Consider the following 13,317-nt stretch of genomic DNA (forward strand, 5'->3'; position numbering starts at 1 on the left):
ATCCCTAATAGTCACGCTAAGCACACCGCTATCTTTGATATAATCATTAACACCTACCAAGCTTTATAAGGAAATCCAGTATGTCTATGGTCAGCAGCAACCCTGAGATTTTAGGCGGCACCTTAGTCTTTAGTCAGACACGAGTTCCTGTTAGAAACTTGTTTGATTACTTATTAGCGGGCGATAGTGTGAAGGATTTTTTAGAAGACTTTCCAACAGTCTCGTTTGAGCAAGTACGCCATGTTTTACAAGGTGCTGAAGTTGCCTTTGAGAAAATGGCAGCTTAAGCATGAAAATAGTCATTGATGAGTGTTTGCCTAAACGCTTAATTAAACTTATTCAGAAAGCGGATGTTAAAACGGTACCTCAATTAGGTTTGGCAGGAACTAAAGACAAAGAACTATTAGCTAAACTAGAAGAATTGCAGATTGATATTTTTATTGCGATTGACGGTAATTTAGAATTTCAACAAAATTTTAAGAACCGAAGCTTTGGTACAATTACTATTCGGTCAGTGAGTAATCGTTTCCAAGATTTGCTGTATTTAGAAGACGCCCTGAATGAAGCAATTCAACAAACCACTGCTGGAGAAATTCGGCGGATCCCTTAAACGTTGCTGGTTAGAAAAGGATATTTTCCAATGGGTGCGTTACCACAAACCAATTATGTTTCCCCTGAGGAATATCTACGCCTAGAAAATGATCGTGCCGATGATGGTACGCGCTGCGAATATAACAATGGAAAGATTTATTCGATGGCGGGTGCAAGTCGGAATCATAACCTGCTTTCTGGTGCTTTATTTGCCCAACTTTACATACATTTGCGCAATACCCGTTGCCAAGTCTTCCAATCCGATATGAAAGTCGCTATCGAAACTTTGGGCGATACGCGCTTTTACTATCCAGATGTGCAAGTGAGCTGCGAAGAAGAAAGTGATGCTTACGCCAATAAAGCGCCTTGTTTAATTATCGAAGTTTTATCAGTCAGTACTGTTCAAAAAGATCGGTCTGAAAAGCTAAGTGGTTACCGACTGATTCCAGCCTTGCAAGAATATGTATTGTGCTCGCAAGACTCACCTTACCTAGAAATTTATAGGCGAAGAAATCAATGGAAATTGGAGTATTTTACCACAGGACAGGTTGTGCGTTTGGAGTCTGTGGGTTTGGATGTGAGCGTTGATGAGCTGTATCAGTTCCTAAAATGAGAAGAAAATCCTGATTTCTATAAAACAGACATACTAACAATAACCAATTTACTCTAAACTCTACTTCATAGCTTTTAGAGTAAACCCGATTATGATCCCGAGCATTATACGCCAAGCTTCAGCTTTCATTCTGGCTCGCCCGCAACCAAGTTATCAGCGTTTCTTGCATCAAAAAATTGATTTCAATGAAGCTTTAATTGGCATCAAAGGGGCACGGGGCTGCGGTAAAACTACGCTGTTACTACAACACGCTAGGGCTGCTAAGCTTGAACCTGCACAAGTGTTGTATATTGCTTGCGATCATCCTGCGATAGTAGATCTAAGTTTGTATGAATTGGCGCAGACCTTTTACCAAGAAGGTGGGCAGTTGCTGTTATTCGATGAAATTCACAAAAGCAAAAACTTTGCAGCTCATCTTAAAGCTATTCGCGATACTTTTGACTTAAAAGTTATTTTTTCAGGCTCCTCTGCTTTGCGCCTAGAACATGAGTTAGGCGATTTATCGCGGCGGGCGGTGGTTTATGACCTGCCCGTATTATCTTTACGCGAGTTTATGGAGATGGAAACAGGGCAGGTATTTGATTCTGTCAGTTTGACAGAACTATTAGAACAGCATGTTAATCTAGCGCAGCAGATAATGCGTCAAGTTCGCCCGATTGAGCAATTTAAAAAATATTTAAACTACGGTGCTTATCCCTTTTATCGTGAGTCTTTGGATAATTACCCGCGCAAGTTATTAGAAGTCATTAATCAAACCATTGACTCTGATTTAGCAGGCATTTATTCAATTGAAACCAGTAAGCTCGATAAATTAAAAAAGCTGCTGTATATGATCTGTAGTACTGATCCAGTGGAATTGAATATTTCTAAATTGAGTGCAGCGGTTGGTACATCATGGGCGACTTTAGCGAAGTATTTAGAACGGATGCAAGCCGGTAATCTAATTCATATAGTGCGGGCTGGTTCTGGCATGCGCACGGTAAATAAGCCAGATAAACTATTATTGGATAATGCTAATCTGTTTCAAGTGCTCTGTGCCTCACCCAATAGCGGCTCTTTACGCGAAAGCTTTTTTGTTTCGCAACTCAACTATCAACACCAAGTGCATTACCATGATCAAGGCGATTTTAGCGTTGATGAGCAATGGATTTTTGAAATTGGCGGTGCGAATAAAAGCCTCAAGCAGCTCAAGGGGCAAGCACAAAGTTATGCGGCACTGGATGATGTGGTAGTGGGTGAGGGGCGGCGCATACCTTTGTGGATGTTTGGGATGTTGTATTGAGCTATAAAAACGAAAAATAAATCTCCTTTACATAAACTGGGTGTTAGATCAATATCTAGGAACACTGAGAGACTATTTTTTAATAAATACCTTCTTAAAAATCTTAAAAACCATTCACTTATCTGATGGGACCATACCAAATATCAGATCAAACTTCACAGCCAAAGTATTCATGCTAGCTTTTAAATCCCCAATTAAATAAAAATAACTAGATAACATGAACGATGAACTTGTTTTGGAAAAAAATGAAAATAGGTTAATCAACGACAAGCTAATTAGCAAAATAAAACAAGGGATAATACATAAGCGCAATATCAATTTTGATTTGATTAGAGGGCATGCAAAAGAAGAGAATGGCATAAAAGAACAACTAAATTGGGAGAAAGCAATTTTAAAATCTCAAGATCAATTAAATCAATATTTACATACTTATGGCCCTATGATAAAAAGTCAATGGAAAAATGCCTTATCTCCTGTAAGTTTGCCAGATACCGAAATCCAAATAATTGACTATGCTTGTGGGCAAGGACTAGGATGCAGCTTATTCCTTGATTAATTTTTAGAAAAAAATCGCTTAATAGTTAATAAAATAAAACTAATTGAGCCTTCAAGTATAGCATTAAGAAGGACTCTTGAGGTCGTGCAATGCTATGACGAAAATTACTTTATTGATTGCATAAATTTGAAAATTGATGATTTACAAGATGACCACTTAGTAACTTTTGATGACATGATAACTATTCATCTTTTTTCCAATATCCTAGATATAGATACATTTGACATTTATGATCTTTTTAGAAAAATACTAAGCAATAGTGGTAGACATTTATTCTTGGCGGTTAGCCATGATAGAAATTTTGACGGGGGAGCACCAAGACTAGAGGGACTGTATAACGCTTTTAATTGCAAAAGCAATGCTCATATCTTTAAAGAAATTAAGTCAGAAATCAGAAGATTCAACTGTAGTAATGGCATGCCCGCCATATGTTTTAATATTGAAGTGGAAGTCTAACGATGGAATTATTCGCTACTAATAACTTTCACATCCCGCCTTTTGAGATACCTAAGGACGAAGGTTACTCGGTAATATGGGACGATAAATTAAATGGTTTTTTTATAACAATTCCTCATGGCGAGCTATTTTATAGTAAAACTTTTTTAGTAAGAAAATAAGTGATAGAGCCGTAGAGTACTTTCTAGAAAACACTAATACAAACCCTTTATATAAAGTAGATTGGCGTAATATGCTTGACGAAGATTTTTCAAAAATCAACTTCAAAAACATAAAATGGAAACATGATGTCATTAAACTATATGGCAAAACTATTCCATTGCCAAGATACACCTCGTGGTATGGAGATAAAGGAAGAAACTATACTTATTCGGGTATAAAATCAGAGCCTAATGAGTGGAATAAGGGATTACTTTATTTTAAAGAAAAGGTAGAAGAAGTAGCCTGTACTGAATTCAATAGCGTTTTAATGAACTGGTATAGAGATGGAGAGGACTATCTCAATTGGCACGCCGATGACGAAGAAGAGCTGGGCAAAAACCCAACTATAGCATCCGTTAATTTCGGTGCTACCAGAGATTTTCTTATCAGAAAAAATGACAAGTCACAAAAAATTTTAATTCCTTTGAGTCACGGCACATTGCTAATCATGAAAGGAGAATTACAACATTTTTGGCAACACTCTGTACCTAAAAGAGCAAAAGTTAATGAATCTCGTTTTAACCTGACTTTTAGAACTATCTGCTAATGCATTAGACGTATTGAACCTTGTAGAACTTGCTGCTTTTAAACCTTTCTATAGAAGAACTGAACATGGTTCACGAAAATTATTTCAGCCTATTAAATACACCAGCCTTGAAAGCTTAGTCTTGCAATGCCTTACGCTCAGGACTATAGTTCTTTTATAGATTCTACAATTTTGTAGAGAGAGAATATGAACACCGCACCTACTCAAATTTCTGCTTATATTTCTGAAGAAACTAAAAGCCAAATGGAGTCCTATGTTCGGCGCAAGGGCGTCACTAAAGCATTTCTCATTGAGAATGCGCTGCAACATTTTTTGCAAGCACTGCGCGAACTGCCCGAAGATCTGGTGATTCCTGCTCGTTTGGTGCTATCTGAAACTAGCCTAAACTATTTAGCAGAGCGCTTAGATCACGATGAAGAACCCACTCTCGCATTAAAGTCTTTAATGGCAGCTCACTAATTGACTAAACTCACGATCACGATTCGGCGTTTGACAACGCAGGATGAGCGCAGTCAATTTAGCAGCGGTGATATTGAATTAGATCGCTTCTTCCAACGTTTCGCAGGACAAAATCAGTTTCGTCATTATATTGGAACTACCTATATCGCCGAATACCAAACACAAATTGCAGGCTATATCACCGTTAGTAGCGGAGAAATCACGGCTGAACATTTAGCCACGACTCTGCGTAAACGCTTGCCTGAATATCCTTTACCTATTCTGCGTATCGCCCGCTTAGCGGTTGACCAAGCCTTCCAAGGACAAGGGATTGGTAAACAACTACTCAAAGCCATGTTGGAATTAGCTTTACAACAACGAGAGCAGTCTGGATGTGTGGGGGTGGTGATAGATGCTAAGCCGCAAGCTATCAGTTTTTATACTCAATTAGGTTTCACAGCTTTAGAAGCCCTAAGCGGCGAATTAGGCAGTAGACCCGAACCACTGCCTATGTTTTTACCCATTCAAGTCATTGCTAAGAGTGTTGTGTGAATGGGTATTATCCCCCAAAATACCACGGCTCATTCCCCGCCTTCCACTTAATATTACACCCCAACGAAGCCACTTGATTCTCCGGTGCTGCCATTCCCGCTAATAAGCTATTCATCGCATCCCGCATATCTTTCCCTGTCACTGGCACATCGCTACGTGGGCGGGCATCATCAAATTGACCACGATAATAAAGCTGGTGATTCGCATCGAATAAGAAGAAGTCAGGTGTACAAGCGGCTTGATAGGCTTTCGCAACTTGCTGGGATTCGTCGAATAAATAGGGGAAGGTATAAGGTACATCGTTGACTTGTTGCACCATTTTCTCAGGGCTGTCATCGGGATAATTCGTCACATCATTCGCATTGATTCCAACTACTGCAATGCCTTTCGCTTGATACTCCTCAGCCATGCGCGCAAACACGGTTTGAATATGCAGTACATAAGGGCAATGGTTGCAGATGAAGGCCACTAGCAGCGGCTTGCCTTGAAAGTCTTTGAGTGCCACGGTTTTGCCGGTCGCGGGTTCGGGCAAAGTGAAATCAGGCGCAGATGTACCCAGTGCTAACATGTTGGACGGCGTGCGTGCCATAACAGCTCCTTAAAATTTTCGACTCAGCTTGAATATACGCTATCCAGCGCCAAATAGCGTATTAGCCCACAGCTAGGCAAACTATTACTAGGAAAATGACATGAGTTTACGCATTGATATTTGGTCGGACATTATTTGCCCGTATTGCTATATCGGCAAAAAGCGTTTGGAACACATTGCAGCACAGGAAGGTATTGAGCTGGATATTCATTGGCATAGCTATGAATTAATGCCCGAGGGTGCAGCACAATATAAAGAATCCTTACCAGAATTATTGGCCAAACGCTATGGCATGAGTGTCGAGCAGGCGATCCAAGCCGAGATTCGTACCGCTCAAGCAGCGGCGGAAGAAGGAATTGATTTCCAATGGCAGCAAGCCAAACCGGGCAATACGTTTAATATGCACCGTTTGTTGCAATACGCACAAACCCAAGGCTTAGCTACCGCGCTGGATGAACGTTTTATGCACGCTTATTTCACTGAAGGCCAAGCGATTGGCGATGTGCAGGTGATTGCGAAACTCGCGATTGAAGCTGGTTTGGCTGAAAAAACAGTTTGGGAAATTTTAGAGTCGGATCAATTCGCCAAACAAGTGCGTGATGATGAATATTTGGCGCAACAATTAAAAATTCGCGGCGTGCCGTTTATTGTATTTGAGGAAAAAGTCGCAATTCCGGGCGCTTTGCCGCGCGAAGCTTTCCGCGAAACCTTAAAGCAAATGGTCGCAGAAAAAGTAGCCAACCAGCCCTTAAGTGCAGCTAATGCGCAGGGTGAAATTTGCGCAGATGGTGTTTGCGCAGTACCTAATAACTCGTAACACTTGCTTAGACTTTAAACACTTCCATCAGAGCTTATCCGTTATAAGGCTTGTAAAATCATCCTTTACAAGCTTTTGCATAGGTATATAATAACGTCACGTTATTAATTGCTATGACTATAAATTCATGATAGTGAAACCTTCGATGGAAACCGTGGGGTTTCTGCTGACTGATGTGTCGCGCTTAATGCGTCAAGCTTTTCAGCGGCGTTTAGAAGGTACCAATCTCACCTTGGCACAAGCCCGCGTACTCTTGTATGTGGCGCGCAATGAAAGCTTTCGGCAGATCGAATTGGCGGAATTACTCGAAGTGCAGCCGATGAATTTGGTGCGCTTAATTGATCAATTAGTGCAAGCCGGTTTAGTCAAGCGTCACCCTGACCCTTTAGATCGGCGTGCTTATCAGATTAAACCCACCGAAGCCGCGCAGCCGGTATTAGAGCGGATTCAAGTGGCATTGGAGCAAGTGCGCAGTGAAATGCGTCAGAATTTATCGGATCAGGATTATGAGCAGTTGAAACAAACACTGATTCAAGTACGCGGCAATTTATTAACGACTCGTCAACAATAAAAGCTACGGGGCTTATTGCTTTCCATGAGTGAACCAGCACAACCAACTTCTGATGCTACTGCGCCAATTGCGCCTAAACCAGCAAGAAAAAATAAAACTAAGCGACTGATTTTGTTGGTCGTGATTCCTTTAATTGCGCTAACGATTGGTGGTTATTTTTATCTTAAAAGCGGGCGTTATGTTGAGACAGAAAATGCCTATATTAAAACCGATAAAATTCCGGTTAGTACGCCTTTATCCGGCGTGATTACCAAGGTATTGGTTAAAAATAATCAGCTTGTTAAGCAAGGGGATACGCTGTTTACGATTGATGATGCGTCCTATCAAGTGGATTTACACAAAGCCGAAGCACAGTTAGCTCAAGTGCGGAATGAGTTGGCAACCTTGCGTGCGGCTTATTCGATGCAACCTTCCGCTCAAACCGCGGCAGCCTTGGGCGGTAGTGTGAATACGCCGACCGAAGAACATCCCAGTTATTTACTCGCTCAAGCGGCTTTGGACGCGGCTAAATTGAATATTGCCCGCTCGGTCATTGTCGCGCCTGAAGCTGGCACGGTTTATCAGCCACCGCAACAAGGGCAATATATTACAGCAGGCAGCACGGCTTTAGTTTTGGTGGCAGATACGCGGATGTGGATCGAGGCCAATATTCCAGAAACTGACCTCACTTATGTACAAGTCGGGCAGCCGGTGGAAATCAAAGTGGATACTTATCCTAAGCAAACTTGGTCAGGCGAGGTGGAAAGTATTAGCCCTGCCACCGGTGCGGAGTTTTCTGTGATTCCAGCGCAAAACGCGACGGGTAATTGGGTCAAGATTGCCCAGCGTTTGCCAGTACGGATTAAAATTAATCCAGAGCAGGGTCAGCCACCGCTGCAAGCGGGTTTGAGTACCACGATTAGTATTGATACCAAGCACGAGCGCCAGATTAATGGCATCAGCTTGAGCGCCTTACAGACACAAGACGTTAGCGCTATTCAGAAAAATCCATGAGTAACGCAGCGGTCGAACATCGCGGTTTCATTACCTTATCGGTGATGTTGACCACCATTATGCAAGCTCTCGATACCACGATTGCCAATGTGGCCTTGCCACATATGCAAGGCTCGATGGGTGCGACTCAAGATCAGATTTCGTGGGTACTGACTTCGTATATTGTGGCAGCCGCAATATGGATGCCACTCACCGGTATTTTGACGGTACGCTTGGGACGTAAGCGTATTTTCAGCTGGTCGGTGGTGGGTTTTACCGTGACCTCCATGCTGTGTGGCGCGGCGCAAAATCTTGAGCAAATCGTATTATTTCGACTCATGCAAGGCATTTTCGGCGCGAGCCTTGTGCCCTTATCACAATCCGTTTTATTAGATACCTATCCCAAAGAGCAACATGGCTCCGCAATGGCGATGTGGGGTGTGGGTGTGATGATTGGACCTGTCTTAGGTCCTTCATTAGGTGGCTGGTTGACCGAGTATTATAGCTGGCGCTGGGTGTTTTATATTAACTTACCCTTCGGCTTATTAGCCTGGTTTGGCTTGATGGCCTATGTCAAAGAAACACCGATTGATTCAACGCGACGCTTTGATTTATTTGGCTTTTTAATGCTGAGTATCGCAATTGGTGCTTTGCAAATGATGCTAGATCGCGGTGAGTCACTGGATTGGTTTCATAGCCCCGAAGTCATACTGGAAGCCATTCTGGCAGGAGCTGGATTTTATTTATTTATCGCCCATATTTTCACTAGCGAAAAACCTTTTATTGACCCCTTAATTTTTGCAGATCGTAATTTTAGTATTGGGTTAATTTTTATTTTTATTATTGGCATTATTCTCTTAGCTACGATGGCTTTATTGCCACCGTTTATGCAAGGTTTAATGGGTTATCCCGTGCTGGATGTTGGTAATCTCTTAGCACCGCGTGGTATCGGTACAATGGCAGCTATGATCACCGTCGGAAAATTATCGGGCAAAGTTGATCCACGCAAGGAAATCTTTTTAGGCTTGGTGCTCACTGTATTCTCTTTATGGCAGATGACCCATTACACCGTTGATGCCACACCTTTTGAAATTGTCTCAGTAGGAATGATTCAAGGTCTTGGTTTAGGCTTTATTTTTGTGCCCTTATCAGCGATTAGTTTTGCCACTCTCAACCCAAAATATCGTAATGAAGCGACTTCCTTATTTAGTTTGCTGCGGAATATTGGTAGTAGTATTGGTATTTCAATTGTAATTACCTACTTAGCACAACGTACTCAAATCAATCATGCTATTTTTTCTGAATATATAACGCCCTTCAATCTCGCCTTGAATGAAGCTATCCAGCAGGGCGTATTTAATCTAAAGACCCCACAAGGTTTAACAGCCTTAAATAATCAAGTAAATGCACAAGCCTTGACCTTGGCGTATTTACAAGATTTCCGCCTAATGATGTGGGTCACGATGGCAGCCATTCCCTTAATATTTTTCTTGAAAGCGCCACCGAAAAAGAAAGCTTAACTAAGCTCAGTTAAGTAATTTACCCGGATTCAAGATTTGATTCGGGTCAAACAAAGCTTTTAGCGCACGCATATAAGCAATTTCTTCAGGGCTGCGGCTATAAGGTAAATAGTCGCGTTTTAATAAACCCACACCGTGCTCAGCGGAAATACTGCCATTTAAACTTTTAGTCAAAGCAAATACTTGCTCATTAACCGCAGTACAATGTTCGAAAAATTCTGCTTTTTCCATATGGGCAGGCTTGAGAATATTCAAATGCAAATTCCCATCGCCAATATGCCCATACCAAATCACTTCGAAGGCCGCATAACGCTCGGCAACAATCTGATCAACCGCTTGTAAAAACTCCGCCACTTGCGAGACGCGCACCGACAAATCATTTTTGTAAGGGGTATATACTGAAATCGTTTCCGAAATCATTTCGCGCAAACGCCATAAAGCTTTGGCTTGGGTTTGGTGCTGGCTCATTACCCCATCCAGAATAATGCCTTGTTCTAAACAATCCTGAAACGCTTGCAAAGCCGCCTGTTCACGCCCCGCACTGTCATTTTCAAATTCCAGCAAGGCGTAATATGGGGTGGGCGTGTCGAAGGGTTTAGGCAAACCTTTATCGTGTACCACATAATGCAAAGCCCGATCTGAGAAAAACTCAAACGCGCTTAAATCTAAGCTGGCTTGAAAGCGTGTCAGCACTTGCATCAACGCAGCAAACTCAGGTACGCCTAAAACCAAAACGGTAAGATTTTCTGGTGCACGAATTAACTGTAAAGTGGCTTGGGTAATAATGCCCAGCGTGCCTTCTGAGCCAATAAATAAATGGCGTAAATCATAGCCGGTTGCGTTTTTAACTAGGCCATGATTGAGTTTCAATAGCTCAGCTTTGCCGGTCACAAGCTCCAAACCTAGAACTTGTTGGCGGGTCAAACCATAGCGAATTACTTTTATGCCGCCTGCATTAGTCGCGATATTGCCGCCGATTTGACTAGAACCGGCTGAAGCAAAATCAACGGGATAAAACAAATTCTGCTCAGCCGCATATTGCTGAATCTGCGCCGTAATCACCCCTGCTTCACAAGTTATACTGCGATCTTGAGCATTAAATTCGATAATTTTATTCATGCGCTCAAGCGATACCACCAGTTCGCCCTGTGCTGCGACTGCACCGCCACTTAAACCCGTGCGTCCACCGGAAGGCACAATTTTAAAACCTGCTTGATTGGCTAATTGAACGATAGCTTGCACTTGCCCAGTCGAATGAGGCAGGGCTATGGCTGAAGGTGCTGGCTCATAAATTTTTGTCCAATCGCGCCCGTAGGTTTGAAGGCTTGCAGCATCAGTACGTAAGCCTTCATCGCCAAGCAGGTTGTGGAGTTGGTTGAGAATGTCTGGATTGAACATATCGAGCTACCATCTAATGAAAATGTAACATGAGTATAAATCGCTTAGCGGCTGCCGAATATTGGCAGGTTTCTTAGTTACAGGCAGAATAAGCGCCATTACTTCAAGCCCTAGGCTACTAATGCAAGACTTATTCATCTCTAATTGGCAAGCTATTCCTCCTGCAACAGCTAGTTGGCAACTACCTTGGTTACTGGCACCTGGCTCTCTTACCCAGCGCTTGCAGCAAGTTTGTCAACAGGTATTTAAAGTAGAAGTGCTCAAACATGAATTCATCCCTGCACCTGAATTTATCTGTGAAGATTTAGTGATCCAACCCAAACAGCAAGTATTACAACGTGAAGTTTTGCTGTGTGATGGTGAGGAGCCGTTAGTGTTTGCCTACTCTCTCTTGCCCGAAGCAGCCTTACATGGGCGCTATCAAGAATTAAGGGAACTAGGCAGCCGTCCACTCGGGCATTGGATTTTTTCTGAGCCGGTTTTAAAACGCCAAATCATGCTCTTCGCAGAATTGTCTAGCCGAGCAAGGCTATTTCAAAACTTAAATCTACCAACAGAAACCCGTTTATTAGGGCGGAAGACTTTATTTGTTGGTGCAGATAAGCCTTTATTAGTTAGTGAGTTTTTCTTGCCTGCTTTACAAGCACATTCGGGAGAACAGTGTGGAGCTTGAAGAATATCAATTACGCCAAGCGATTATTGATCAATGCTTGTGGATGAACGCTAAGGGTTTGAATCAGGGCAACTCAGGGAATATTTCGGCTCGTTATAAAAACCAGCTAATTATTACCCCCACTGCAATGGCTTATGAAGCGATGCGCCCAGAAATGCTGGCGACTATTTCTTTAGATGATCAGGCTGAGTGGCAAGGCTCGCATCAACCGTCTAGCGAATGGCGCTTTCATTATGATTTGATGCGCGCCCGCCCTGAGATTGGCGCGATTGTACATACGCATTCGACTTATGCCACGAGCTTAGCTATCACCCGCCGCTCGATTCCCGCTGTACATTATATGATTGCTTTATTTGGTGGTAATGACGTGCGCTGCGCAGACTATGCGACTTATGGCACGCAAGCCTTATCCAATCATGTGTTAGTTGCAATGCAAGATCGCAAAGCTTGCTTACTCGCGAATCATGGCATGCTAGTCGCTGGCGAAACCTTGGCTAAAGCGATGTGGCTAGCAAGTGAATTGGAGACGTTGGCAGAGCAGTATTATCACGCTTTGCAATTAGGTGGTGCTGTGATTTTAAGCGATGAGCAAATGGCCGAGGTACAGGCGAAATTAGCGAATTATGGACTCAACCAAGCACTCACTAACCCCGAATCTGCATCCACCAAATCCGCGACTACATTAAAATGATGTCGCCCTGCTTCCCGATGTGCACGAATAGCAATCCCAAAGCCTGTCCAAATATTCGCGAGCAAATCATTTTGGCGTAAGAACTCAGGACGTTCCAAAGCACCTACCCAACAGGTCACTGGAATATTCGCTAAGGGCGCGTGCAAAGCAGGGCTTTCTTGTACGGCGCTTTCAGGTGTTAATTGCCATTTTTTATTCATGGCTGTGCGCATTAAAGGGCGTAGATCATGCAAGCCGCTAATGGATAAAACGTTTTTGATGCGTGCCTGCACTGCTTCAGGAAGAGTTGAATCCTTACAAATCATACGTGTGACTAAATGTCCGCCTGCCGAATGACCTGCTAAGTGAATCGCACCATTCACTAGTTGAGCTGCTTGTGTAATCGCTTGGCTAATTTTCTGCGTCATTTCTGGAATAGAAGCCTGTGGTGCAAGCGGATAACTCGGCAAAGCCACCGCATAACCTTGGGCGACTGCACCGGCTGCTAAATGCGACCATGAAGACTTATCAAAAGCTAACCAATAGCCGCCATGCACAAAGATAGCTAAACCTTTAGGATTACCCTCTGGATAAAACACATCGAGGCGTTCACGCTCCCCTGCTCCATAAGCTATATCTAACTCAGCTCGTGCAGTTGAACGAAATTGGGCTGCTGAATCTGCCCAAAATTTAGGATAAGTCTCAGCATGCTCAATATAAGCACCATTACTATAGGCATCGTCCCAGTCATTAATCATGTTGCCACTCCCCTACTCTGAGCTATTTGCTTATAGTTAGGCGGATAGCTGCCTCAAGTCAAGGCTGTAGAATTTATTTCAAATATAAATATTTTAAACTTGAAATTATTTTC

General features: G+C 42.7%; 17 protein-coding genes. 14 read left to right on the plus strand and 3 right to left on the minus strand.

What is annotated here, in order from left to right; translation table 11 throughout:
* Nucleotides 1-80 precede the first annotated feature (80 nt).
* The 8 genes from Q0230_RS11065 (at nt 81) to Q0230_RS11100 (ending at nt 5,236) form a co-directional block, all read left to right on the plus strand.
* Nucleotides 81-287, plus strand: a complete 207-nt coding sequence (locus Q0230_RS11065) for a DUF433 domain-containing protein (RefSeq protein ID WP_298610090.1) — start codon at nt 81-83, stop codon at nt 285-287.
* A gap of 2 nt (nt 288-289) precedes the next feature.
* Nucleotides 290-610: a DUF5615 family PIN-like protein gene (locus tag Q0230_RS11070; protein ID WP_298610091.1), complete on the plus strand. Its 321-nt coding sequence runs from the start codon at nt 290-292 to the stop codon at nt 608-610.
* A gap of 30 nt (nt 611-640) precedes the next feature.
* The gene (locus tag Q0230_RS11075) at nt 641-1,204 is read left to right on the plus strand and encodes a Uma2 family endonuclease (protein ID WP_298610092.1); all 564 of its coding nucleotides are present in this window, start codon (nt 641-643) and stop codon (nt 1,202-1,204) included.
* A gap of 91 nt (nt 1,205-1,295) precedes the next feature.
* On the plus strand, nt 1,296-2,486 hold the full coding sequence (locus tag Q0230_RS11080; RefSeq protein ID WP_298610093.1) for an AAA family ATPase: 1,191 nt from the start codon (nt 1,296-1,298) through the stop codon (nt 2,484-2,486).
* Between the two features lie 217 nt (nt 2,487-2,703).
* The gene (locus Q0230_RS11085; RefSeq protein WP_298610094.1) at nt 2,704-3,042 is read left to right on the plus strand and encodes a hypothetical protein; all 339 of its coding nucleotides are present in this window, start codon (nt 2,704-2,706) and stop codon (nt 3,040-3,042) included.
* A gap of 688 nt (nt 3,043-3,730) precedes the next feature.
* Nucleotides 3,731-4,246, plus strand: coding sequence for an alpha-ketoglutarate-dependent dioxygenase AlkB (locus tag Q0230_RS11090; protein WP_298610095.1), 516 nt, complete (start codon nt 3,731-3,733; stop codon nt 4,244-4,246).
* A gap of 186 nt (nt 4,247-4,432) precedes the next feature.
* Nucleotides 4,433-4,705: a hypothetical protein gene (locus Q0230_RS11095; RefSeq protein WP_298610096.1), complete on the plus strand. Its 273-nt coding sequence runs from the start codon at nt 4,433-4,435 to the stop codon at nt 4,703-4,705.
* Nucleotides 4,706-5,236, plus strand: coding sequence for a GNAT family N-acetyltransferase (locus tag Q0230_RS11100; protein ID WP_298610097.1), 531 nt, complete (start codon nt 4,706-4,708; stop codon nt 5,234-5,236).
* A 7-nt stretch (nt 5,237-5,243) separates the two neighbouring features.
* On the opposite strand, the gene Q0230_RS11105 is transcribed toward Q0230_RS11100, so the two are convergent.
* Nucleotides 5,244-5,825, minus strand: a complete 582-nt coding sequence (locus Q0230_RS11105) for a thioredoxin family protein (RefSeq protein WP_298610098.1) — start codon at nt 5,823-5,825, stop codon at nt 5,244-5,246.
* A 100-nt stretch (nt 5,826-5,925) separates the two neighbouring features.
* On the opposite strand from Q0230_RS11105, the gene Q0230_RS11110 reads away from it, so the two are divergent.
* The 4 genes from Q0230_RS11110 to Q0230_RS11125 all read left to right on the plus strand — a co-directional run bounded on the left by Q0230_RS11110 (nt 5,926) and on the right by Q0230_RS11125 (nt 9,705).
* Nucleotides 5,926-6,642 (plus strand): DsbA family oxidoreductase, encoded by a 717-nt coding sequence (locus tag Q0230_RS11110; RefSeq protein WP_298610099.1) that lies wholly within the window; start codon nt 5,926-5,928, stop codon nt 6,640-6,642.
* Between the two features lie 127 nt (nt 6,643-6,769).
* On the plus strand, nt 6,770-7,213 hold the full coding sequence (locus tag Q0230_RS11115; protein ID WP_298610100.1) for a MarR family winged helix-turn-helix transcriptional regulator: 444 nt from the start codon (nt 6,770-6,772) through the stop codon (nt 7,211-7,213).
* 24 nt (nt 7,214-7,237) lie between these two features.
* Nucleotides 7,238-8,206 carry an HlyD family secretion protein gene (locus tag Q0230_RS11120; RefSeq protein ID WP_298610101.1) on the plus strand — a complete coding sequence of 323 codons (969 nt, stop codon included), beginning with the start codon at nt 7,238-7,240 and terminating at the stop codon, nt 8,204-8,206.
* On the plus strand, nt 8,203-9,705 hold the full coding sequence (locus tag Q0230_RS11125; RefSeq protein ID WP_298610102.1) for a DHA2 family efflux MFS transporter permease subunit: 1,503 nt from the start codon (nt 8,203-8,205) through the stop codon (nt 9,703-9,705). Before Q0230_RS11120 ends, Q0230_RS11125 begins: the two co-directional genes overlap by 4 nt.
* Nucleotides 9,706-9,711: 6 nt before the next feature.
* Here Q0230_RS11125 and Q0230_RS11130 read toward each other — a convergent pair whose 3' ends face one another.
* On the minus strand, nt 9,712-11,103 hold the full coding sequence (locus tag Q0230_RS11130) for an FAD-binding oxidoreductase (RefSeq protein ID WP_298610103.1): 1,392 nt from the start codon (nt 11,101-11,103) through the stop codon (nt 9,712-9,714).
* Nucleotides 11,104-11,224: 121 nt separating this feature from the next.
* Between Q0230_RS11130 and Q0230_RS11135 the strand changes: the two genes are divergently transcribed.
* Together Q0230_RS11135 and Q0230_RS11140 are read left to right on the plus strand one after the other, a co-directional pair.
* Nucleotides 11,225-11,776: a chorismate lyase gene (locus Q0230_RS11135; protein ID WP_298610104.1), complete on the plus strand. Its 552-nt coding sequence runs from the start codon at nt 11,225-11,227 to the stop codon at nt 11,774-11,776.
* The gene (locus tag Q0230_RS11140; RefSeq protein ID WP_298610105.1) at nt 11,766-12,467 is read left to right on the plus strand and encodes a class II aldolase/adducin family protein; all 702 of its coding nucleotides are present in this window, start codon (nt 11,766-11,768) and stop codon (nt 12,465-12,467) included. Before Q0230_RS11135 ends, Q0230_RS11140 begins: the two co-directional genes overlap by 11 nt.
* On the opposite strand, the gene Q0230_RS11145 is transcribed toward Q0230_RS11140, so the two are convergent.
* Complete coding sequence (locus Q0230_RS11145; protein ID WP_298610106.1) at nt 12,398-13,204, minus strand: alpha/beta hydrolase; 807 nt, start codon at nt 13,202-13,204, stop codon at nt 12,398-12,400. The two genes, Q0230_RS11140 and Q0230_RS11145, sit on opposite strands and share 70 nt — an antisense overlap.
* Nucleotides 13,205-13,317: the final 113 nt, after the last annotated feature.

Source organism: uncultured Thiothrix sp. (assembly GCF_937876535.1).
Taxonomy (GTDB): Bacteria; Pseudomonadota; Gammaproteobacteria; order Thiotrichales; family Thiotrichaceae; genus Thiolinea.